We start from the raw sequence: 20,808 nt of genomic DNA on the forward strand, positions 1-20,808 counted from the left end.
CCGGGAGACCGGCCTCGTACCCAAGACGCCGCACGAGGCCCCCACCGCCCCTCCCCACGAGGGCGCCGACGCGCCCGCACCACCACCACGCCGGGAGACCGGCCTCACGCCCAAGACGCCACACGAAGCCCTTCCCCACGAGGGCGCCGACGCGCCCGCTGCGAAGAGTCCGGAGACCGGCACGGGGGCGGGCCCCGCCGAGCCGAAGGAACGCCCCGCGGACCGGGAGCAGGCCTTAACGCCCGAGGCGTCCGTCGCTCTCTCCGGCGCCGATCCGGCCCCGGCTCTCCTGGAGCACCCCGGCTCGCGCATCGATGCGCTGCTCAACGGTCATCGGCACGCGTCGCCGCCGGCCGTACCTCATCACGCGACGGAGGCCCCCACCGCGCATCCGGCCCATCCGATCGCGATCGAGAGCACGGGCGAGGGCCGGGTGCCGCCCGAGCTCACCATCCGGCCGGACTGCGAGGACTGGGTCGGGTACAAGCCGTGCAAGGTGCAGCGGGAACTCCGGCTGCCCGACTGCGGGGGATGCCCCCACCACCGGCCGGCGCCCGCCGTCATCGACCTCTCCCACCAGCGTCCCTACGACCCCGGCGAGCTCCGGCAGGCGCGCCGCGTCGGCGTGGTGGAGATGGGCGGGCTCGGCAGCCACGTGCGCACGAGCGCCGTCGTGAAGGCGTTGCACGAGGTCAACCCACAGGCCGAGGTGCTCTGGTTCACTCATCGGCGCGGCGCCGAGGTGGTGGGCCACATACCCGGCGTGAGGCCGGTCGACATCGAGACCGCGGGCGTCCCGCACGACGTCGTGCGCGACCTCGACGTCGTGCTCAACTTCGAGACCGGCGACACGGCACGGGAGATCGTACGGACGGCGCGCTGCGTCGGCGGGCTCACCCTCAACGCGCAGGACCGGTTCCAGCCGGCGTCCGAGCACGCGCACCACCTCCAGCGGCTCCAGATCCACGACGCGTGGCGGCGGAACAACACGGCGACGATGCAGCGGGTGCTCCTGGAGACCGTCGGGCTGGGCGATCACGCACCCGCGTACGACGTCGTCCTCGGTGACGAGTCCGTCGGCGCCGCGCGGGCACGCCTAAACGGGCTGTTCGGCGAGCACGACCGCGACCTGGTCGCGCTCAACATCGGGTCGAGCATCAAGGGCCGCCTCAAGCGCTGGACCCCGCAGGCATGGGCGGACCTGGCCGCAGGGCTGGCCGCCGACGACGCCGCGGTGGTCGTCCTGTCCGGCCCCGAGGACCACGACATCCGCGACCAGGTCGCGCCGTTGCTCGCGAGCCACCCGTGGATCAGGCTCGTCGACGACATGGACGTCGGTGAGTTCATGGCGATCCTCGGCGAGGCCGACGTCGTGGTGACCGCGGACAGCCTCGCGCTGCACGCCGCGGCGGCCCAGGGACGCCCGCTGGTGGCCCTGGCCGGCCCGATGCCGCACCGGGAGCTGGAGATCGCCGAGACCGACCGGATGCTGGGTCCGAAGCTCGGCTGTTCCCCGTGCTACCTGCGTTGCCATCGCCGGATCCAGGGCGAGTGCATGACCCTGATCGGGGTGGACGAGGTGCTCGGTAACGTACGCGACCTGCGACCCTAGACCGCGAAGGCGGCGCGGTCGGGTTCGGGAAGCCACTGGCGCCGCCGGTCCAGCGGCCGGTGATCGGCCGCGACGTGGCGGGTGAGCAGGGTCAGGGCCGGGTGCCGGTTGTGACGGTGGTAGAGCAGCCAGAACGGGTAGACGGCCACGGGGTCGACGACGGGGATCCGTACGACGTCCGGGTGCCAGGGGAGCCGCGTCCTCTCGCCGACGAAGCTCGCCCCCCGGCCGGAGACGACCCCGGCCACGAAGTGCTCCCAGCCGAAGTCCGGCCCGGAGGTGTCGATCCGTATGTCGAACTCGGCGCCGAGGAGTTCGTAGTACTCGGCCCACTCGCTCCCGGCGACGTTGCCGGGCATCCACACGGTGGTGCCGGACAGCCGCGCCATCTCCACCCGCGTCCGGCCGGCGAACGGGTGGTCGCGGCCGACCAGGAGATGCAGCGGCTCCAGAAACGCCGGCACGCACACGATCTCCTCCGGCACGTCCGCGACCCGGCAGTAGGCCGCGTCCACCGATCCGCGGATGAGCGCGCTGCGGGCGGATCTGAGCCCGTTCGAGGTGATGATCTCGATGTCCACATCTTCGACCGTCTCGTGGAACGCCTGGATCAGGTCGATGGAGGCCACCCGGGTGTCCAGTACGTCGACCCGCAGCGCGCGGCGGCGGCCGTGCAGCATCTCGAGTGCCTGGTCGGCGATGTTGACGAGGGCGCGCGCGTGCGGCAGGAACGCCATGCCGGTCTCGGTGAGGTCGGCTCCGGTGCGCGAGCGCGCGAACAGCCGGACGCCGAGGTCGGACTCGAGCTTCGCGATGCGCTTGGAGATGGCCTGCTGGCTAATCCCCAGCCGGGCCGCGGCCTCGCTGAAGTAGCGGTCCTCGGTGACGGTGACGAAGGCGCGGACCGCGGCCAGATCCAGGTCCGCACCACCCTGCCCCACAACCGGCGGTTGTGAAGAATCGGCGTGTCGATTGTTGGACAACTGCGCCAGCCCTCGGGTCGAATGCTCGGGTTCGCGAGTGAGCCTACAACCAGGGGGCGTGGTCGCCGGTGCGGTCCTTCGTGCATCTCCACGTGCACACCGAGTACAGCATGCTCGACGGCGCCGCCAAGGTCGGCCTGCTGATGGACGAGGTGTCCCGGCGCGGAATGCCGGCCGTGGCGATGAGCGACCACGGCAACGTGCACGGCGCGTACGAGTTCTACCGGACGGCGGGCAGGGCGGGGATCAAGCCGATCATCGGCATCGAGAGCTACGTCGCCCCGGCCTCGCGGTACCACCGCGAGGCGGTGTACTACAGCGACGACCTCGCGCTGCGCCGGTCCGACGACGAGACCGGGCGGGGCGGTGACGTCTCCGGGCGCGGCCTGTACACGCACATGACGATGTGGGCCGCCGACGCCGAGGGCCTGCGAAACCTGTTCCGGCTCCAGTCGCGGGCCTGGCTCGAAGGCCACGTGCAGAGGTATCCGCGGATGGACGACGAACTGCTCGCCGAGCACGGCCGGGGCATCATCGCCACGACCGGCTGTCCCTCCGGAGCGGTGCAGACCCGGCTCCGGCTCGACCAGTACGACGAGGCCGTCGAGGCCGCCGCCACGTACCGGGACATCTTCGGCAAGGAGAACTACTTCCTGGAGCTGATGGACCACGGACTCGCCATCGAACGCCGGGTCCGCGACGACCTGCTGCGGCTCGCGAGAGAACTGGACCTGCCGCCCCTGGCCACCAACGACTCCCACTACGTGACCGAGGACCAGGCGGAGGCGCACGACGCGCTCCTGTGCATCGGCACCGGCAAGCGGCTCGCCGACCAGAACCGGTTCCGGTTCTCCGGCACCGGTTACTTCATCAAGACCCCCGAGGAGATGCGGGCGCTGTGGGACGCGGAGGTGCCCGGCGCGTGCGACAACACGCTCCTCATCGCCGAGCGCGTCGGCGACTACGGCGAGGTGTTCGCCCACCGGGACCTGATGCCGAAGTTCCCGGTCCCCGAGGGCGAGACCGAGTCGTCGTGGCTGCGGAAGGAGACCCTGGCGGGGGCGCGGCACCGCTACGCGGGCGACCCGCCGCGGGAGACCCTGGAACGCATCGACTATGAGCTGTCCGTGATCGACGACATGGGCTTCCCCGGCTACTTCCTCGTCGTCGCCGACATCTGCCGGTACGCCCGCGCGAACGGCATCGGTCTCGGCCCGGGCCGCGGGTCCGCGACCGGGTCGATGGTCGCGTACTGCACGGGCATCACCGAACTCGACCCCATCGAGCACAAGCTGATCTTCGAACGCTTCCTGAATCCCGAGCGCGTCACGATGCCCGACGTCGACCTGGACTTCGACGACCGCCGACGGGACGAAATGATCGACTACGTCACCGCGAAGTACGGAGACGACCGGGTGTGCCAGATCGTCACCTTCGGCACGATCAAGGCGAAGGCCGCCGTGAAGGACGCCTGCCGCGTGCTGGGCCACCCGTACGCGCTCGGTGACCGGATCACCAAGGCGTTCCCGGCTGCCGTCGGCGGCCGGGAGATCCCGCTGTCCGCCATCCGGGACGAGAGCCATCCCCGCCACGGCGAGGCCGCCGAGCTGCGGAAGATGTACGAGGAGGAGCCCGACGTCAAACGGGTCGTCGACACCGCCATGGGGGTCGAGGGCCTGACCCGCGGCACCGGCATCCACGCCGCGGGCGTGATCCTCTCCTCCGAGCGGCTGATCGACGTGCTCCCCCTGGTGAAGCCGAAGCAGGGTGGTCCGGTCATCACCGGGTTCCCCTTCACGCAGGCCGAGGAGATGGGCCTGCTGAAGATGGACTTCCTGGGCCTGCGGAACCTCACCGTCATCGGCGACGCGATCGCGAACGTCAAGGCCAACAAGGGCATCGACATCGACATTCGCGACGTCCCGCTGGATGACCGGACGACCTACGAGCTGCTGGCGCGCGGCGACACGCTCGGGGTGTTCCAGCTCGACAGCGGCGGGATGCGGGTCCTGCTGCGGCTGATGCGGCCGACGGTGTTCACCGACATCGCCGCGGTCAACGCCCTGTACCGGCCGGGGCCGATGGAGATGAACGCCCACACCAACTACGCGCTCCGCAAGACAGGAAAGCAGAAGGTCGAGCCGATCCACCCGGAGCTGGAGGAGGCCCTCGAACCCATCCTGGGCGACACGTACCACCTGGTGGTCTTCCAGGAGCAGGTCATGGCGATCGCCCAGCGGCTCGCCGGGTACTCCCTCGGTGGCGCCGACATGCTGCGCCGTGCGATGGGGAAGAAGAAAAAGGACGTCCTGGACGCCGAGTGGGGCAGATTCTCCGCCGGTATGAGGGAGCACGGCTTCTCCGACGAGGCGATCAAGGCCGTCTGGGACGTCCTCGTGCCCTTCTCCGGGTACGGCTTCAACAAGTCCCACACCGCCGGGTACGGCGTCGTGTCCTACTGGACGGCCTACCTCAAGGCGAACCATCCCGCCGAATACCTCGCCGCGCTGCTCACCTCGGTCGGCGACGACAAGGACAAGATGGCCGTCTACCTGTCCGACTGCCGCCGCCTCGGCATCAAGGTGCTGCCGCCGGACGTCAACGAGAGCGTGCTGAACTTCGCCGCGGTCGGGACGGACATCCGCTTCGGGCTCGGTGCGGTCCGCAACGTCGGCGCGGGCGTCGTCGACGCGATCGTGACGACCCGCCGGGACAGGGGCGGCTACACCTCCTTCGACGACTTCCTGACCAAGGTCCCGGCGGTCGTGTGCAACAAGCGCGTCATCGAGTCGCTGGCCAAGGCCGGCGCGTTCGACGGCCTCGGCCACCGGCGCAAGGCCCTCGTCCTGGTCCACGAGCAGGCCATCGACGCGATCATCGACGTCAAGCGCAACGAGGCCGGCGGCCAGGACTCCCTCTTCGGCGCGCTCGGCGAGGCCGGGGACGACTCCTCCGGGGTGTTCTCGGTCGCGATCCCGGACGCGGAATGGGACAAGAGCACTCTCCTGGCCTTCGAGCGGGAGATGCTCGGCCTGTACGTCTCCGCCCATCCCCTCGACGGGGCCGAGCGCGTCCTGGCGGCCCACCGCGACACCGCGATCGCCGAGCTCCTGGCCTCCGGCCGTACGGACGGCCACGTACGGGTGGCCGGGATCATCTCGGGCCTGCAGCGCAAGGTCACCAAGCAGGGCAGCCCGTGGGCGATCGTCACGGTCGAGGACCACGACGCCGCGGTGGAGTGCCTGGTCTTCCCCAAGACGCACACCCTGTACGGCGAGGCGCTGGCCGAGGACCGCGTGGTCTCCGTACGGGGCCGGATCAACGTGCGCGACGAGACGGTGAGCGTCTACGGCGAGGAGATCGCCGTCCTCGACGTCTCCGCGGCGGACACCGAGCCGCCCGTGGTCATCTCGGTCCAGGAGACCCGGCTGAACGCGCGGCTCGTCGAGGAGTTCCGGCGCATCCTGGCCGCCCATCCCGGCCGGGCGCCGGTCCACATGCGCGTACGCCGCCACGGCGCGAAGAGCGTACTGGTGGACCTCCCGTTCCAGATCATCCCGGAACCGGCGTTCTACGGCGACGTCAAGGCCCTGCTCGGCGCGGACGCGATCGGCGGGTCATGATCGGCGTGTGCCCCCGCTGCCGCGTCGGCGACGTCCTCGCGGTCCTGCGTCTCCCCCACACCTGGGCGAACGCGTCAGGAGGCCGGGTCCGGGGGATCAGTGAGGTCCTCCTGTGCGCCCGCTGCGACGCGGACGAGCCCCTCACCCGGCACCACGGATCCGTACGGCCGCAGGACGCCGACGAGTTCGCCCGTGACCTGCTCCGCTGGATCGACCGGGCACGCCCGCCGAAACCGGACGAGAAGGCGCTGGAGGCCGAAGCCGAGGCGTGGTACCGCGGCGAACTGTGACCTCACGCCTCCGGTGAGTCCCCGCAGAGCGCCGGCTGATCGAACACGACCAAGACCGTGCGCGCGGGGTCGTCCGGCGGGTGAACCAGCAACGTGTGGTGCGGGTTCAGGCATGCGTGTTCTGCTCAAGCGGCCAGACCCGCCTCGGCATCGGGTTCGGTCATGTGGGCTGGGCCGTCGGCGGTGGCGAGGGCGAGATGACGGACACACTCCATTGGGGAGTGCTACTATCCAAAATTAGATAGTGGCACTCGCCAATACGAGGAGGACGCGATGCCGACGCTTCGCTGGATGGCCCCGAACCCGCCCTCGCCGGACACGCAGATGTACGTCATGGCCTCACGGTTCGAGGTCCGTTCCCGCCGGGACACCCTGCGGTTCTTCCTGAAGTCGCTGTCCGCCTGGCGGCAGGTGCGGTCGGCGCCGGGAGCCCTGGGCGCCTCCCTCATCGCCCAGCCGTCGAAGCGCACGTTCTACACCCTGTCCGCGTGGGTCGACCGCGACGCGCTCTACACCTACGCGCGCACGGAGCCGCACCGCGGCATCATGACCACGCTCCGCTCCACCATGCGAAGCTCGGCCTTCACCTTCTGGGAGGCACCGGCGGAACAACTGCCGATCACCTGGGAGGAGGCCCACCGCCGCCTCGCCGACCAGGCACGGGCCGGCGCCACGAGCTCCTCCGAGCAGACCTGAGAGCGGTGGATACCGGGGCATCGATCCCGGCTTTCCTCCCTCCACGACGCCGGAACCGGGTATCGCGCCACGGACGCGTCCCGGCGGCCACCGGCCGCCGGATGGTCCGGCATCCGAGCGGACGCTCTGGGTAGAGTCGCACGATGCCTGAACTGGAGCGGCTGCGCGCCGACCATGCCCCGGCGGTTCTGGCCTTCGAGCTGGCGAACCGCGCCTACTTCGCCGCCTCGATCTCCGACCGTGGCGACGAGTACTACGACCGGTTCACCGACCGGCACAGTGCCCTGCTGGCCGAGCAGGAGGCCGGTGCCGGCGCGTTCTACGTGCTCGTCGCCGAGGACGGCTCGGTCCTCGGGCGGTTCAACCTCATCTTCACCGAGGACGGCACCGCCGAACTCGGCTACCGGGTCGCGCAGCACGTCGCCGGCCGCGGCGTGGCGACCGCGACCGTACGGGAGCTGTGCCTGCTGGCGGCGGCGCGGCACGGCCTGCACACGCTCAGGGCGGCCGCCGCCCGCGACAACGCCGCGTCTCAGAAGGTGCTGGCCAAGGCCGGGTTCGCCCCCGTCGGCCCGGCCGACCCGGCGGACATCGGCGGCAAACCGGGCACCTGGTACCGGCGCGACCTGGCACGGTGACCTTCGCGTTCGCCGGACCGGCCTTGGCTACAGTGACCCGATGCGTGAAACGCCGGAAGAACTCCACGAGCTTCAGGACCTGCTCGACGCCTCCCTGTCCCGCTCCACCGCCCACCTCCGCTCGATCATCAACGCCGAGCGCACGCTGACCGCGGAGCGGCTCACGCGGGTCCTCACCGGCATGTGCACTCTCGCCCTGTCCACCGTGACGGCGAAGGGCGAGCCGCGGATCAGCGGCGCGGACGGGCATTTCCTGCACGGCAGGTGGCACTTCGGCACGGCACGCGGCGCCGCCAAGGCCCGCCACCTCGCCACCCGCCCGGCCGCCAGCGTCGCGTACATGCGCGGCGAGGACCTGGGCGTGTTCACACACGGCGAGGTCGAGATCCTCAACCCCGAGGACGGCGAGCCGGCCGCGGACTGGCCGGACCTGCTCGCGTACCTCAAGGACTTCTACGGCGACGACGCCTTCGACTGGGACAACGACGTGGTCTACTACCGGCTGCACCCGCACTGGATGACCGTCTTCGCCCCCGACCTCGCGAAACTCACCGGTGAGAGCATGTGACAGTACCCCGAGCAGCCGGGCTGGTGGGGCGATGAACGGTTCCCGGGATGCCAACGGTTCTCCACGCTGGGACTCCAGCGTACGCCGAGATCCACCGCACGGGTTGGCAGTAGCCTGTGGAACCAGCGCGTGATCGAGTGAGGAGCGAGGGATCGCCATGAACTCGGCCGTGACGGCGCGCCCCACTCCTCCGGGCGGCGGTCCACGGCCGGCGTGCCACGCGATGTACCTGGTCAGGACCGATTCCGGCGTCGAGCCCTACCTCCTCACCCTCGACCTCCAAGCGGTCATGGCCCGGCACGGCGAGCCGGACCCGCAGGCGGAGGTGTACGCGGCCGACGCGAAGCCACCGCCGTATCACCGGAGAGCGCTCGACGCCGGTGTCCCGCTGTGGAGCCGCCCCGACAGGCGAGACGGATCGACCGCATCGACGGACGGCCTGCGGTGCCCGCGTCGGGCGATCGATACCACTTCGGCGGCGAAGCGCCTGGACGCGGGCGAGTGGCTCAGCACAGAGGGGAAGTGACGCCGATGGGCCTCCGGTTGGCTCGCAGCAGCTCCGAGGCGTACCTGTACATGGCGCGGCAGCCTTGCGACACGTGCGGAATGACGGGCTTTCTTCCGGAACGCTCGGCATCCGAGATCGTCGACGACGCGCTGACCCGCCGGTACGAGGGTGCCTGCGGGCACTGCGGGACATCGCGCGGGTTCGTGTTCCGCGTGCCCGACGCGCCGTTCGACTCGGTCGACGTCGGGCCGGGCTTCGGCGATGACCGCCCCTCCGAACTGCTGGATCCCGGTGAGTGGCTGGAGATGGCCGACGCGATCCTCGCCCGGATACCGGAGTCGCCGGCAGGGCTCACCGACGCCCAGCGTCGCGAGGCGTACGCCGATCTCGATGCGGGCGCCGCCGCGCTGGAGGAGGTGCTGAAGTTCGTTCGCGACGGTGCCGACTCGGTCTCGCCGTTCTCGTTCTGGACCGAGCGCGGGCGTCGCTTCAGTCTCGACTCCCGCTGGCGTTTCGACGCCGAGCGGCTCCGTGACGGCCTCGCCAACGTCCGCGCCGCCCAGCAGCGCTTCTCCGACTGACACATCGACCCGAGGTGATCGAGAAGGCAATGGTGGAGCAGGCACGGCCTCCCGCCTCCGGCGACGGATGGAAGCCTCCGCGGGTTCTTCCGATCAAGACTCCGGAGGAGGTCGACGGTTTCCGGTTCGTCCCGCTCGTCGACGGCTTGGATGACCAGGAGCGTCCGCGGCCGTGGTCCGGCCGCCCCTGGGTGACCGACGCCGAGGAGCGCGAGCGCCTACTCGGGTACCTACGCTCCGGTGCCCTCCTCGTCCCCTCCGACGAGCGCAGCCACGACCTCTTCGACCCGACGAATCCGGCGCGACGCTGGGCGGTTCCGATCCGCTACCTGACCGACGGCGTGTGGATCTGGTGTGAGGCCTCGGCGTACTACCTTCAGGAGCACCACCTCGCCCCGCCGCCGGTGTTCTACGAGCACATCAAGGGCCGGGGATACCGCTGTCCCCCGGTGACCGAGCCCGCCCGGCTCGCCGCCCGCGAGGCGCTGTTCGAGTCCGGCCGGATCGAGGCACGGCTCCGCGCCGAATACAGGAGGCAGCAGCTCCTGAAGACCACACCGCCCACCCTGGTGCGGGGCGAACTGTCGAACGAGCCTCCGACCGTCGCGATGGACGCCGAACGATTCGACGAGATCGACGTCGAGAACCCGCGGTTCCACGGCAACGTGGAGGCGACGCTGCTCAAGGCCGGATGGCTGCCGGGTCGCGACACGGCCGGGCGGGTCGACCCCTGGCTGGCCGACTTCTGCGCCCAGTCCGACTCGTTGGGGAAGCGGCACGAGATCTTCCCCGCCGCTCGTGACATCTACCGCGAGTTCGGTCTGCTGGACCTGTACCCGATCTCGCGGGGCGAGGAGGTCGGCGCGTTCCCCATCCACTTCTTCCCGGACGATGTTCCGATGACGGCGGTGTCGGCGTTCGGGCTCGCCGGTCGGCTGGGCATGCGGACCTTCCCCATCGGCCGGACCGACGATTCCACGAACGTTCTCATCGTCGATGAGGAGGGTCGCGTCTACATGGATCACGACATCGCCGGCGAGATCTTCCTCGGCACGAGCATCGATGCCGCCCTCGACGTGCTGGTACGAGGGTTGAAGGCGCCGGCGTTGATGAGCCGGATCGATGACCTGCGATCCGGCCGGCTGCCCGGCGACCGCTGACCGGACGCCGAGCGGGGCGCTACGGCCAGGTCGAAGGCAGGACATGGGCGATCTCGGCCAGCGCGTCCCATGCCCGCCCCAGCTCTTCGGCGGTGCGCACCGAGGTCTCCTCGACCGTGCCGAACAGCAGCGATCCCTCGATGGCCAGCGTCCGCAGCCGCCGCTCCCGCAGCAGGGCGAGAGTCTCGCGGTTGAGCAGACCGCCGGCGAACTCCCGGTCGTCGGACTGCGTCGCGTAGTCCTCGTGGCGCCCCGCGCCGTTCGGCGAGTCGACGCGTTCGTACCGCAGCCGAGGCAGATTCGACGGCAGCGTGAGGACGCAGCCCGCCGAACGGGAGCCGCCAGGGCCGACGCGGAAGCTGAACGCGACACATGGAAAGCCGTCGAGGTCGCCCTCGACGACGCCGCGATCGATGATCACACCGCGGAGCAGCCGGTCGAACGCAGGCTCGACGCGGCATCGCAGATCGAGTTCCGAGCGATCGACGTGACGCAGTCCACGGCTCGCGGCGAGCCTGGGGAGCAACTCGCTCCACTCCTGCTGGGCAAGGTCGGCGTGGCGAGTCTGTGCGGCGCGAGTCTGTGCGGCGCGAGTCTGTGCGGCGCGAGTGCGGCCGGCCGCCCCGAAGCGGAGACGGAGGCGATCGACCGCGGCCTCGGTGTCGACCACGGAGACCAGGGTCCCGACACCGAACAGCATCAGGATGCCGCCGACCAGTTCGTTGGTATGGCCCCTGCCGCGCTGCTGGTTGAGCTGCTCATCCGGCGAGAACGTCGCGCTGTGGCCATCGGAGTACATGACGACGCACTGGTCGTCGGGCCCCATGGTGTGACCGTGGCAGGTCGCCTCGGCGCCGGAGACCTTGGAGTAGCCCACCATGAACGTGATCAAACCGCCGAGAAGGAGTACCCCACCGACGACGCCTTGTTTCCCACGCCTGTCCACGACGCCTCCTCAGATCGCGGGTGAGCGGGGGCGAGATCTCCGACCTTGATCCATTACGTCAGGCTAACGGATCCATGTATCTGCGCCTGTTGGATGAATCAGCTCGTGATCCTCAGGCCGACGACGCAGCCGACGATGCCGGCGAGGAAGAGAAGCCTCAGCACCGAGACGGGTTCGGCGCCCGTGAGCATTCCGTAGGCCACCGTGAGCACGGCGCCGATGCCCACCCACACCGCGTACGACGTGCCGATCGGCAGTGCGCGCATCGCGTACGCCAGGCCGGCCATGCTCGCCACGAGCGCCGCGGCGAAGACGACGACGGGCACCGGTCTCGTGAGGCCCTGCGAGCGGTCCAGGGCCGTGGCCCACACCGACTCCAGGACACCGGACAGCACGAGCACGAGCCAGGACATGAGGGGCCTCCACCAGTGCCGTCTTGTCGCTGGTCGGGTACGGCACCCCTCGTCCGAGAGCACGGTCGGGCTCGCCCGAAGAGTATCAAGCGAGCCCGACCGCGCATCCGTGCGCCGACGGCCGGTCAGCCGAGGTGGTCGGCGATGATCCGGGCGTAGTTCGCCTCGCCTCGCTGGTTCGGGTGCAGCGGGGCGGCCGGGTTGAGCGGCACATACCCCTCCACCCACCTCACCGTGGGCGACTGGCAGGCGTCGTGGCCGACGCTCGGGGTCTCCACGTCGACGTACTCGGCGTCATGCGCCTCGGCCTGCGCCTCGATGACGCCGTTCAGCCGGTGCACGTTGCCCTGCAGGTAGTCGGCGTCCACCGGCAGCACGGGCTGGATCGGCCAGCAGCCGCCCGGCTTGACGTACAGGCCGTAGCCGGTCACCACCACGCGCGCCTTCGGGGACCGCTGATGGATGCCGTCCAGGACGGCGGCGATCCGTGGACCGGCCGCGTCGACGCGCTGGGCGACCTGGTCCACGCCGCCCGCGGTGTACCGGTCCTTGCAGGGGGTCGCGGTCGGGTCGAGGTTGACGCAGTCCTCGGCGATGCCGACGAGCCCGGCGTCGTTGCCGCCGATCGTCAGGGTCACCAGGGTGGTGTCCGCGTTCAACGCGTCGAACTGCGGCGGCGCGGTGCCGGTGGACACGCCGGCCACGCTGAGCGGCTGAGACTCGGTCATGTGCTTCGTCTCGGCCCCGCTGCAGGTCACGTCGTGCAGTTCGGCGCCCAGCCGTGCCGCCAGTTCGTGCGCGTAGTTGTGCGTGGAACGCCCGCAGCCCACATTTCCCGTGATGTTGGGAATGAGCGGTCCCGAGGCCATCGAATCACCCAGCGCGACGTACTTCTGCGTGGCCGCCGATGCTGGGGACGGGGCGACGGCAATGGTCAACGCCGCCGCGACGGCAGCGCCGGTGAGAATGCGACGAACGCCGTGGGCGGAGGGCGAGGACATGGCGGCTCCCGGCTGTCGTGGAATGCTTTGCGCTCATCATGCAGACTCACAACGGATCCTTTAACTGGTGAGTAAGGCAGACTTCCGCGGGAGCTTTTGTGACGGATCACAACGAGGGAATCGCGCCGCTGCGCATCGCGGGACGGCCCGTCGCCGGCTACCTGCGGGCCCGTGTTCCGTCACTGACACGGCGGGTGGTCGACCGGCTCCGCACCGAGCTTCCCGTGTACGCCGAACTGCCCTCCGAGGAGGTCACCGGCGATATCGCGGACATCGTCCAGCACAATCTTCGGCTGTTCGCCGATGTCATCGAGCGCCGTGCCGGGGCCGACGACCATCGGTTCGCCGTGCAGCGCGATTCGGCGGCGCAGCGGGCCGAGGAGGGGGTGCCACTGGACGCCATCCTCAGTGCCTACCTTCTCGGTGCGGAAATGGGCTGGAATGAGATTTCGGCCGGGGCGGAACCGACCGATCTGGCCGATCTGCAGGAGACGCTGTCGCATTTGCTGGCTTTCCAGCGGCGGCTCGTGTCCGAGGTCACCGCGGCATATCTGGAAACTCGCCAGGTGCTGGACGTCCAGCAGCATCGCGACCGGCATTCGCTGATGGCGGCTCTGCTCGCGGGCGACCCGCCGCCCTCATATCCGGCCGGGTCGCGGCCCTCGCCGCTCTACGTGGTGATGACGCTCGCGCTGGACCGGCATCCGGACGAGAGCCGCCCGGGGCCGCGCACCCGGGTCGCCGCCCGGCGGAAGATCCGCCGGGTGCAGTCGACGTTCGACCGCTTCGCCGGCGAACCGGCCCTGACCGCGCTGGACGGCTCGGGGGGCACCGCCCTGCTGCCCGTCGGCGCCCCGCCGGAGTGGGACGACCTGTGCGCGCTGGTCGCCCGTGCCGCGCGGACGGCCGACGTACCCGTCACCGCCGCGGCGTCCGTGGTCGATCCGGCGGGTGTGCCGGCCGCGGTCGCGCAGAACAGCGAGATCGTCGAACTGGTCGCGCGGACGGGCCGGGCGCCCGGCCTGTACCGGCTCGCCGACGTGCTGCTCGACTACCAGCTCAGCCGGCCCGGCGAGGCGCTGACCGCCCTCGCCTGCCTCCTGCGGCCGCTGGAGCCCAAGCCGGAGCTTCTCCAGACGCTGGAGACCTATCTCCGGCAGAACCTCGACCGGCGGCGTACCGCCACCGCGCTGCACGTCCACCCCAACACGGTGGACTACCGCATCCGCCGCATCGCCCAGCTCATCGGCCTGTCCCCGGCCCGCGCGGCGGACCTCCCCCGCATCAACGCCGCACTCGTCGCCCGCCGGTCGATCGGCCCGTACGGCGACGGCCACCGGACTGCCGTGGATCAGCAGGGCCCCTGACGGCGGCGAGCAGGCGTTCGGCGTACGGCAGCGGCAGCTGATGGACCGGTAAGGGCCGTATCGTCACTTCTCCGGGTCGCGCAGGGCGGTCGCCACGGCCGACAGGCCCGCCTCGCTCGACGCCTTGACCAGCACGACGTCCGTCGGCTGTAGCAGCTCTCGGACCAGGTCGGTCGCCGCGTTCCGGTCCGGGACGGCGTGCACGGACACGCCGGCGCCGCGCGCGGCCTCGGCCAGGGTCTCGGGGCCCTCGCCGGTTCCCACGACGACGAGGATCTCGACGCCCAGCTCGCCGACCAGCTTGCCGAGGGTGGAGTGGTGGTACGCCGTCTCCTCGGCCTGGCCGGTCATCTCGCCGAAGACGGTGATCCTGCGGCGGCCGGCGGCCATCGTGGCCGCGGTGCGGAGCGCGGCCCGCATGGAGACCGGGTTGGCGTTGTAGGCGTCGTCGATGATCGTGACGCCGTCGGGCCGGTCGGTCACCTGGAAGCGGTTCGGCGAGCGCCGGACGGCCGAGCCGAGGGCCTCGGCGATCCGGTCGATCGCGACGCCGATGACACCGGCGACGGCCGCGGCGGCCAGCGCGTTGGCGACCAGATGCTCGCCGGGCAGGCTCAGCCGTACGGGGGCCTTCCCGGAGGGGGTCAGCAGGGTGAACGACGCGTGGCCCGCGGAGTCGACCGTCACGTCCTCCGCCCGTACCGCCACGTCCTCCGCCCGTACCGTCGTGCCCTGGCCGGTGCCGTAGAACATCACCTGCGCGAGGGTCTCGCGCGCCATCGCGACGACGCGTTCGTCGTCGGCGTTGAGCACGGCGAAGCCGCCCTTCACCGCCGGTGGCAGGGCCCGCACCAGCTCGGCCTTTGCCTTCGCGACGCCCTCCACCCCGCCGAGCGTCATGATGTGCGCCGGGCCGACGTTGAGCACCAGGCCGAGCTGCGGCCGCGCCACCCGCATGAGGTGGGTGATGTCGCCCGGCTTTCCGGCACCCATCTCCAGGACGAGGTAACGGGTCCGCCGGTCGGCTCGCAGGATGGTCAGCGGCAGCCCGATCTCGTTGTTGTACGAGCGGTCGGTGGCCACGGTCGGCCCGTTCCGCTCCAGGATCTGGGCGAGCAGGTCCTTGGTCGTGGTCTTGCCGACCGATCCGGTGAGGCCGACCACGACGGGGTTCAGCCGGTCCCGTACGAACACGGCCAGCTCGGTCAGCGCGTCGACCACGTCGTCGACGACCACGCAGGGCCCGTCGACGGGCCGGGACCCGAGCACCGCGCTCGCGCCCGCGGCGTAGACCTGCTCGGCGAAGTCGTGTCCGTCGCTGCGCGCTCCCACGATGGCGGCGAACAGCGCGCCCTCGCTCACCTCACGGGAGTCGATGACGACCGGTCCGGTGACCGTGACGGGGCCGGAGGTTCCGTGCACGGTGCCGCCGACGGCCCGCGCGATCTCTTCCAGGGTGAGTGTGATCACTGTCCCGCCTCGACGGTCTTCCGGTGCTTGCGCGCGTGCCGGGCGAAGGCCAGGTCGATGAGCCGGGTGAGGATCTCCTCGTACGGAACCCCGCTCTCGGCGAAGCCCCGCGCGTACACCGAGCGCGAGGTGAACCCGGGCATGGTGTTGATCTCCCCCACGTAGAGTCTCCGGGCCGCCTCGTCGTACAGGAAGTCGACGCGGGCCAGCCCGTTGGCGCCGATGGCGCGGAACGCCCGAGCGGACAGCTCGCGCACCTCCTCCGTGACGTCGGGCGGCAGTTCGGCGGGTGACGTCACCGAGTCGGCCATGCTGAGGTACTTCTGCGCGTAGTCCGAGAAGCCGCCGATGATCTTCGCCTCGGACGGCACCGAGACCTCGGGCTCGTCCAGGTCCCCGAGCACGCCGCACAGCAGTTCGCGTGCGGTGACGCCCTCCTCGACCAGGACGACGTCGTCGTACCGGAACGCCTCCTCGACGGCGCTCACCAGCTCGTCCGGGCCGGTGACCCGCGAGATCCCGATGGAGGAGCCCATGTTGGCCGGCTTGACGAACCGTGGCCAGCCGAAGTCGCCGGCGAGCGTCAGCGGCTCGTCGCTCGCGTGCCACTGCTTGTCGGTGAACCAGACGCCGGGGACGAACGGGAGCCCCTCGGCGGCGAAGGCGCGTCTCATCGCCACCTTGTCCATGGCGACCGAGGAGGCGAGCACGCCGCACCCGGCGTACGGCAGGTCGAGGGTCTCCAGGTACCCCTGGATCACTCCGTCCTCGCCGTACGGCCCGTGGATGACGGGGAAGGCGACGTCGAGCCGTTCGAGGACGACGTCGGGCGCGTCCGATGCGACCAGGCGGCCGCCGCGCCTGAGCTCGACCTCGGCGCCTTCGGCGGTCAGCCGGTCCTGGATCGCCGGCCCGGCGGACTTGCGGGCCGCGACCTCCTCGACCGTCTCGGACGGGACCAGCGTCCAGCGCCCGTCCCTGGTCACGCCAATGACGACCAGGCGGTACCGGTCCGGGCGCAGACCGCGTACGACGGCCAGCGCCGACGCGCCGGACACCTCGTGCTCCGCGGACGGACCGCCGAACACCACGCCGACGGTGATCCGGTCGTCAGACATCATCGCCTTCCTTCGGGAGGACATTCACGTCGTGCTGCCGGTACAGCGCGGCCGGGCTGTTCGTGCGCATCGCCCAGTAACGGTCACCATAGGACCAGTGCCACCACTCGGTGGGATAGTTCACCATTCCGGCGGCGCTGAGCACCGTGCTCAGCAGCTCCCGGTTGCGCCGCGCCCCGGCGGAGATTCCGGGCGCGGCGGTGTAGCACTCGCCGTCGCTCTCTTCCGGGTTGGCGTTCACCTCGGTGCCCATGGGCAGCTCGGTACCGTCGGCGTCGCACAGCGTGACGTCCACCGCGGCACCGGCCACGTGCGGCGCGACCTCCGGCGGTGCGACGAACCGGCTGGCCTGCTCGTGCACTCGCGACGAGGGCCACTCCGGATGCAGGACGGCCAGCTCCGACGCGTACTCGTCGAAGTACCGGCGCTGGAGCTCGGGCGGGCGGTACGCCTCGACGACACGCAGCCGTACGCCGTCGCGCAGCATGCTCTGCGCCTCCAGCAGTCGCGTCGCCACACCGGCCCGCACATGGGCGTACGCGCCGAGCGGATCGGCGAGCCGGTCGTCGAGCACGAGCTCGGGATGTCGTCTCAGATCGACGAACGGTTCGCCGATCTCGGCGACCGGGATACCGGCCACACGCTCGTCCGACATCAGCGTGATCTCCGTCAAGCTCCCCACCGGTTCTCTATGGCGCATCGGTTCTGCGTGACGCTAGGGCGGGAGCACACCCCGGGGATACCGGGCATTTCGGCGAAGTCAACCGGGCAATCCGCGTTTTTGCACCGAGTGATTTCCGCTGATGGACTGAACAGCGTCGCAGCGGCCCCACTCTGGCCGCATGCACTCGATCATCGGGCGTACGGAGCCGACGGACGTCGCCCACGGCACGCACGCGCGCATCGACCTGGCCGCGATCTCCGCGAACACCTCCGTGCTGGTCTCCGCCGCCGCCGGCACGCCGGTGATGGCGGTGGTGAAGTCGAACGCCTACGGCCACGGACTCGTCCCCGCCGCCCGCGCGGCGCTCGACGGCGGCGCGAGCCGGCTCGGCATGGCGCAGGTCGAGGACGCGCTGACACTGCGCCAGGCGGGCGTCGACGCGCCGATCCTGGCCTGGCTGCCGTGGCGCCAGGCCGACTACGACGCCGCCGTCCTGGCCGACGTCGAACTCGGCGTCGAGGCACCGTGGCGGCTCGCGCTCATGGCCGAGGCCGCCGAGCGGAACGGCCGTCCCGTCCGGGTCCACCTCGAGGTCGACACCGGTCTGTCGCGCGGCGGGGCCACCCGTGACGACTGGCCGCAGCTGGTGGAGGCGGCACGGCGGGCGCAGGCGGCCGGGCATGTCACGGTGACCGGGGTGTTCTCGCACTTCGCCCGCGCCGACGTTCCGGGCGACCCGTCCATCGCCGCGCAGATCAGTGCGTTCGACGACGCCGTACGGTACGCCGCGGCGTCCGGCGTGGAGCCGGAGCTGCGGCACCTCGCGAGCTCCGCGGCGCTGCTCACCGCCCCCGAGAGCCACTACGACCTGGTCCGCGCCGGGCTGGCGCTGTACGGGCTGAGCCCGCTCGAGACCGGCGGGGACTTCGGGCTGCGCCCGGCGATGAGCCTGCGCTCGACCGTCGCGGTCGCCAAGCGCATCCCGGCCGGCACCGGAGTGATGTACGGGCTGACCTACCGGGTCCCGTCCGACAGCACGATCGTGGTCGTGCCGGTCGGGTACGCCGACGGGCTGCCGCGGGCGGCGGGCACGGCCGGGGTCGAGCTGCTCGTCGCCGGCCGCCGCCACCGCATCGCCGGAGTGGTCGGCATGGAGCAGACCGTGCTGGACGTCGGGCAGGACCTGCCCAGCCCCGGCGAGGAGGTCGTACTGTTCGGCCCCGGCGACGAGGGCGAGCTCACCCTGGCCGAGCTGGCCGGGCAGCTCGGCATGCTGCCCGCCGAGATCCTCGCCCGGATCCCGGCGGCGCTTCCCCGGATCTACGAATCCTGACGCGCCACCGCCGCCGCGGCCGGATTCAGGACGTGGCGGTGGCGCACAGGGCGAGGACCTCGCTGGTCAGGGCGGCCGCCGCGTCGGGCCGTCCCATGCTCCGCGCCCTGGCCGCCATGTCGGCGAGGCGTGCCCGGTCGCCGAGGAGCCCGGTGAGCTCCTCCGCCAGCCGGGCCGGCGTCGCGTCCTCACCGATCAGCACCCGTGCGGCGCCGTTCCCGGCGAGGTGCTCGGCGTTGCGGACCTGTTCGTTCCCGCCGGTCGGGATCAGCGGGATGAGCACCGACGGCTTCCCGATCGCGGTGAGCTCGCTGACCGTGCCGCCGCCGCTCCGCGAGACGACCACGTCGGCGAAGGCGAGCAGGTCGGCGAGCTCGTCGCCGACGAAGTCGCGCACCACGTACCGGGGGCGCACGTCGGCGGGCAGCCGCTCGGCCACCTCGGACGCGGCGTCGACGAGCTGGCTGCCCGCCTGGTGGAAGACGTTGGCGTGGCGCAGCAGGTCGGGCAGGATCGCGGCGACCAGCTCGTTGACCTGCCGGGAGCCCAGTGAGCCGCCCGTGACGTAGACCGTCGGCAGCGACGGCGTCCAGCCCGTCCAGCCGAGCCGCTTGGGCGCCTCGGCCGCGTCGCCGTCGGCCAGGCCGGGGCGCAGCGGGTTGCCGGTCACCACCGCGCGCGCCCGCATGCGTTCCGGCAGCAGCTCCATCGACGGATCCGCGCTGAGTGCGATGCGCGTCGCACCCCGCATGGTGATCCGGTTGGCCAGTCCCACGCGGACCGTCTGCTCGTGGACGAGCAACGGGCGGTGGCAGAACCGGGCGGCCAGCCCGACGGGCACCGACACGTAACCGCCCGTGCACAGCACGGCGTCGGGCCGGAGGTTGCGGACCACGCTGACCGCCTCGGTGACACCGGCCGGCACCTTGCCCGCGTCCCGGAGGTTGGCCGCCGTCAGCATCGCCAGCGGGTTGCGCGCGCGCCGCAGCTTCCCGGTCGGGATCGCGGTGAACGGCACGTTCTCCGCCTCCGCGATCCCCTTCTCGATGCCGCCCTCGCTGCCCACCCAGTACGGGTCCAGGGCCAGGCCGTATCCGCCCAGCGCCACGCGGGCGGCCCGGATCACGGTGACGGCCGGAAACGTGTGGCCGCCGCTCCCGCCACCGCTGACGATGAGCCGCACCGGGCTCCCGCGGTCGATGAGGGCTTGCGGGACGACGACATGCATCATGCGAACTCCTGGAAGAAAAACCGACATGACCGACCGTGGCGGATCAGCAGGACAGGGCCGCGGCCAGTTGGGGTCGCCCGGTGATGCCGAGCTTGCGGTAGACGCTCGTCAGGTACTGCTCGACGGTGCGCTGTGTGAGCACCATATCGTCGGCGATCTGACGGTTGGTGGCACCTGCGGCAGCCCGTTCCGCGGCGGCGCGCTCCTGCGCCGTGAGCGCGGTCACACCGCCGATCCGGCCCAGGTCCGGCCGGTCTCCGGCACGCTTGATGTATCGGGCCGCCCGGAGCCAGACCGGCCGGGCCCCCACCATCCGGGCCAGGGCGAACCCGTCCTGGAGGTGGTCGCGGGCCCGATCGGCGGCACCCGTCTCAAGCTCGACCGCGCCCAGGTCCACCAGCGCCACCGCGCGATGGAGCTCCGCGTCGACCCCGTCGAGGACCGTGACGGCTTCGAACGCCGCCTCCGGATCCGCCGTGACCGCGCCGAAGGCGGCGAGGGCGGTGCTGAGCGCGCGCGGGCTCCCCCAGCGCCGGGCCAGCTCCACCTCCTCCGTCGCCGGCGACCGCGCGGCGGCACCGTCGCCGAGAAGCGCATGGCACCGCG

At 71.2% G+C, this 20,808-nt stretch carries 20 protein-coding genes and 1 riboswitch; of the genes, 11 read left to right on the plus strand and 9 right to left on the minus strand.

Annotated features, from left to right (window positions below):
- The coding region (locus ACFFNX_RS15725; RefSeq protein ID WP_378201676.1) for a glycosyltransferase family 9 protein at positions 1 to 1,612 on the plus strand (1,612 nt) is incomplete at its 5' end.
- On the opposite strand, the gene ACFFNX_RS15730 is transcribed toward ACFFNX_RS15725, so the two are convergent.
- Complete coding sequence (locus tag ACFFNX_RS15730) at positions 1,609 to 2,553, minus strand: LysR family transcriptional regulator (protein ID WP_378201679.1); 945 nt, start codon at positions 2,551 to 2,553, stop codon at positions 1,609 to 1,611. The genes ACFFNX_RS15725 and ACFFNX_RS15730 overlap by 4 nt on opposite strands.
- Positions 2,554 to 2,675: 122 nt before the next feature.
- On the opposite strand from ACFFNX_RS15730, the gene dnaE reads away from it, so the two are divergent.
- From dnaE to ACFFNX_RS15770, 8 genes are all read left to right on the plus strand, one after another.
- On the plus strand, positions 2,676 to 6,218 hold the full coding sequence (dnaE, locus tag ACFFNX_RS15735; RefSeq protein ID WP_378201682.1) for a DNA polymerase III subunit alpha: 3,543 nt from the start codon (positions 2,676 to 2,678) through the stop codon (positions 6,216 to 6,218).
- Positions 6,215 to 6,508, plus strand: a complete 294-nt coding sequence (locus tag ACFFNX_RS15740; RefSeq protein ID WP_378201685.1) for a DUF6300 family protein — start codon at positions 6,215 to 6,217, stop codon at positions 6,506 to 6,508. The genes dnaE and ACFFNX_RS15740 overlap by 4 nt, the downstream gene beginning before the upstream one ends.
- Positions 6,509 to 6,781: 273 nt before the next feature.
- Positions 6,782 to 7,204 carry a DUF3291 domain-containing protein gene (locus ACFFNX_RS15745; protein WP_378201688.1) on the plus strand — a complete coding sequence of 141 codons (423 nt, stop codon included), beginning with the start codon at positions 6,782 to 6,784 and terminating at the stop codon, positions 7,202 to 7,204.
- A 143-nt stretch (positions 7,205 to 7,347) separates the two neighbouring features.
- On the plus strand, positions 7,348 to 7,842 hold the full coding sequence (locus ACFFNX_RS15750; protein WP_378201692.1) for a GNAT family N-acetyltransferase: 495 nt from the start codon (positions 7,348 to 7,350) through the stop codon (positions 7,840 to 7,842).
- A 40-nt stretch (positions 7,843 to 7,882) separates the two neighbouring features.
- Entirely contained in the window at positions 7,883 to 8,410 is a 528-nt protein-coding gene (locus ACFFNX_RS15755) for a pyridoxamine 5'-phosphate oxidase family protein (RefSeq protein WP_378201695.1), read from the plus strand.
- 157 nt (positions 8,411 to 8,567) lie between these two features.
- Positions 8,568 to 8,936 (plus strand): hypothetical protein, encoded by a 369-nt coding sequence (locus ACFFNX_RS15760; protein ID WP_378201698.1) that lies wholly within the window; start codon positions 8,568 to 8,570, stop codon positions 8,934 to 8,936.
- 80 nt (positions 8,937 to 9,016) lie between these two features.
- Positions 9,017 to 9,499, plus strand: a complete 483-nt coding sequence (locus tag ACFFNX_RS15765) for a hypothetical protein (protein WP_378201701.1) — start codon at positions 9,017 to 9,019, stop codon at positions 9,497 to 9,499.
- Positions 9,500 to 9,513: 14 nt separating this feature from the next.
- On the plus strand, positions 9,514 to 10,659 hold the full coding sequence (locus ACFFNX_RS15770; protein ID WP_378201704.1) for an SUKH-3 domain-containing protein: 1,146 nt from the start codon (positions 9,514 to 9,516) through the stop codon (positions 10,657 to 10,659).
- A gap of 19 nt (positions 10,660 to 10,678) precedes the next feature.
- Here the strand turns inward: ACFFNX_RS15770 and ACFFNX_RS15775 are convergent, their stop codons facing one another.
- The 3 genes from ACFFNX_RS15775 to ACFFNX_RS15785 all read right to left on the minus strand — a co-directional run bounded on the left by ACFFNX_RS15775 (position 10,679) and on the right by ACFFNX_RS15785 (position 13,019).
- Positions 10,679 to 11,605, minus strand: a complete 927-nt coding sequence (locus ACFFNX_RS15775) for a hypothetical protein (RefSeq protein ID WP_378201707.1) — start codon at positions 11,603 to 11,605, stop codon at positions 10,679 to 10,681.
- Positions 11,606 to 11,703: 98 nt separating this feature from the next.
- The gene (locus ACFFNX_RS15780; RefSeq protein WP_378201710.1) at positions 11,704 to 12,018 is read right to left on the minus strand and encodes a DMT family transporter; all 315 of its coding nucleotides are present in this window, start codon (positions 12,016 to 12,018) and stop codon (positions 11,704 to 11,706) included.
- Between the two features lie 12 nt (positions 12,019 to 12,030).
- Positions 12,031 to 12,094: riboswitch (guanidine-III (ykkC-III) riboswitch) on the minus strand.
- 49 nt (positions 12,095 to 12,143) lie between these two features.
- Positions 12,144 to 13,019: an SGNH/GDSL hydrolase family protein gene (locus ACFFNX_RS15785; protein ID WP_378201713.1), complete on the minus strand. Its 876-nt coding sequence runs from the start codon at positions 13,017 to 13,019 to the stop codon at positions 12,144 to 12,146.
- Between the two features lie 98 nt (positions 13,020 to 13,117).
- Here ACFFNX_RS15785 and ACFFNX_RS15790 point away from each other — a divergent pair, with 98 nt between their 5' ends.
- The gene (locus tag ACFFNX_RS15790) at positions 13,118 to 14,386 is read left to right on the plus strand and encodes a PucR family transcriptional regulator (RefSeq protein WP_378201716.1); all 1,269 of its coding nucleotides are present in this window, start codon (positions 13,118 to 13,120) and stop codon (positions 14,384 to 14,386) included.
- A 63-nt stretch (positions 14,387 to 14,449) separates the two neighbouring features.
- Here ACFFNX_RS15790 and ACFFNX_RS15795 read toward each other — a convergent pair whose 3' ends face one another.
- The 3 genes from ACFFNX_RS15795 to ACFFNX_RS15805 are packed head-to-tail and all read right to left on the minus strand — an operon-like array spanning position 14,450 to position 17,656.
- Entirely contained in the window at positions 14,450 to 15,856 is a 1,407-nt protein-coding gene (locus tag ACFFNX_RS15795; RefSeq protein WP_378201719.1) for a UDP-N-acetylmuramoyl-tripeptide--D-alanyl-D-alanine ligase, read from the minus strand.
- Complete coding sequence (locus tag ACFFNX_RS15800) at positions 15,853 to 16,974, minus strand: D-alanine--D-alanine ligase family protein (protein WP_378201723.1); 1,122 nt, start codon at positions 16,972 to 16,974, stop codon at positions 15,853 to 15,855. The genes ACFFNX_RS15795 and ACFFNX_RS15800 overlap by 4 nt, the downstream gene beginning before the upstream one ends.
- Complete coding sequence (locus ACFFNX_RS15805; RefSeq protein ID WP_378201726.1) at positions 16,967 to 17,656, minus strand: M15 family metallopeptidase; 690 nt, start codon at positions 17,654 to 17,656, stop codon at positions 16,967 to 16,969. The genes ACFFNX_RS15800 and ACFFNX_RS15805 overlap by 8 nt, the downstream gene beginning before the upstream one ends.
- 160 nt (positions 17,657 to 17,816) lie before the next feature.
- Between ACFFNX_RS15805 and alr the strand changes: the two genes are divergently transcribed.
- Positions 17,817 to 18,971 (plus strand): alanine racemase, encoded by a 1,155-nt coding sequence (gene alr, locus ACFFNX_RS15810; RefSeq protein WP_378201729.1) that lies wholly within the window; start codon positions 17,817 to 17,819, stop codon positions 18,969 to 18,971.
- A gap of 25 nt (positions 18,972 to 18,996) precedes the next feature.
- On the opposite strand, the gene ACFFNX_RS15815 is transcribed toward alr, so the two are convergent.
- Both ACFFNX_RS15815 and ACFFNX_RS15820 read right to left on the minus strand, forming a co-directional pair.
- Positions 18,997 to 20,202, minus strand: coding sequence for a UDP-N-acetylglucosamine--N-acetylmuramyl-(pentapeptide) pyrophosphoryl-undecaprenol N-acetylglucosamine transferase (locus tag ACFFNX_RS15815; RefSeq protein WP_378201732.1), 1,206 nt, complete (start codon positions 20,200 to 20,202; stop codon positions 18,997 to 18,999).
- Between the two features lie 43 nt (positions 20,203 to 20,245).
- Positions 20,246 to 20,808, minus strand: a 563-nt coding sequence (locus ACFFNX_RS15820) for a helix-turn-helix transcriptional regulator (RefSeq protein ID WP_378201735.1), incomplete at its 5' end; no start/stop codon positions are given.

The sequence above is a fragment of the Actinoallomurus acaciae genome (genome assembly GCF_042429965.1).
GTDB lineage: Bacteria > Actinomycetota > Actinomycetes > Streptosporangiales > Streptosporangiaceae > Actinoallomurus > Actinoallomurus acaciae.

What these genes read in the sequence shown, in the direction of transcription:
- ACFFNX_RS15740 (WP_378201685.1), top strand. Translation starts at nt 6,215, where the DNA reads ATGATCGGCGTGTGCCCCCGCTGCCGCGTCGGCGACGTCCTCGCGGTC.
- ACFFNX_RS15745 (WP_378201688.1), top strand. Translation starts at nt 6,782, where the DNA reads ATGCCGACGCTTCGCTGGATGGCCCCGAACCCGCCCTCGCCGGACACG.
- ACFFNX_RS15750 (WP_378201692.1), top strand. Translation starts at nt 7,348, where the DNA reads ATGCCTGAACTGGAGCGGCTGCGCGCCGACCATGCCCCGGCGGTTCTG.
- ACFFNX_RS15755 (WP_378201695.1), top strand. Translation starts at nt 7,883, where the DNA reads ATGCGTGAAACGCCGGAAGAACTCCACGAGCTTCAGGACCTGCTCGAC.
- ACFFNX_RS15760 (WP_378201698.1), top strand. Translation starts at nt 8,568, where the DNA reads ATGAACTCGGCCGTGACGGCGCGCCCCACTCCTCCGGGCGGCGGTCCA.
- ACFFNX_RS15765 (WP_378201701.1), top strand. Translation starts at nt 9,017, where the DNA reads ATGACGGGCTTTCTTCCGGAACGCTCGGCATCCGAGATCGTCGACGAC.
- ACFFNX_RS15780 (WP_378201710.1), bottom strand. Translation starts at nt 12,018, where the DNA reads ATGTCCTGGCTCGTGCTCGTGCTGTCCGGTGTCCTGGAGTCGGTGTGG.
- ACFFNX_RS15785 (WP_378201713.1), bottom strand. Translation starts at nt 13,019, where the DNA reads ATGTCCTCGCCCTCCGCCCACGGCGTTCGTCGCATTCTCACCGGCGCT.
- ACFFNX_RS15800 (WP_378201723.1), bottom strand. Translation starts at nt 16,974, where the DNA reads ATGTCTGACGACCGGATCACCGTCGGCGTGGTGTTCGGCGGTCCGTCC.
- alr (WP_378201729.1), top strand. Translation starts at nt 17,817, where the DNA reads ATGCACTCGATCATCGGGCGTACGGAGCCGACGGACGTCGCCCACGGC.
- ACFFNX_RS15815 (WP_378201732.1), bottom strand. Translation starts at nt 20,202, where the DNA reads ATGATGCATGTCGTCGTCCCGCAAGCCCTCATCGACCGCGGGAGCCCG.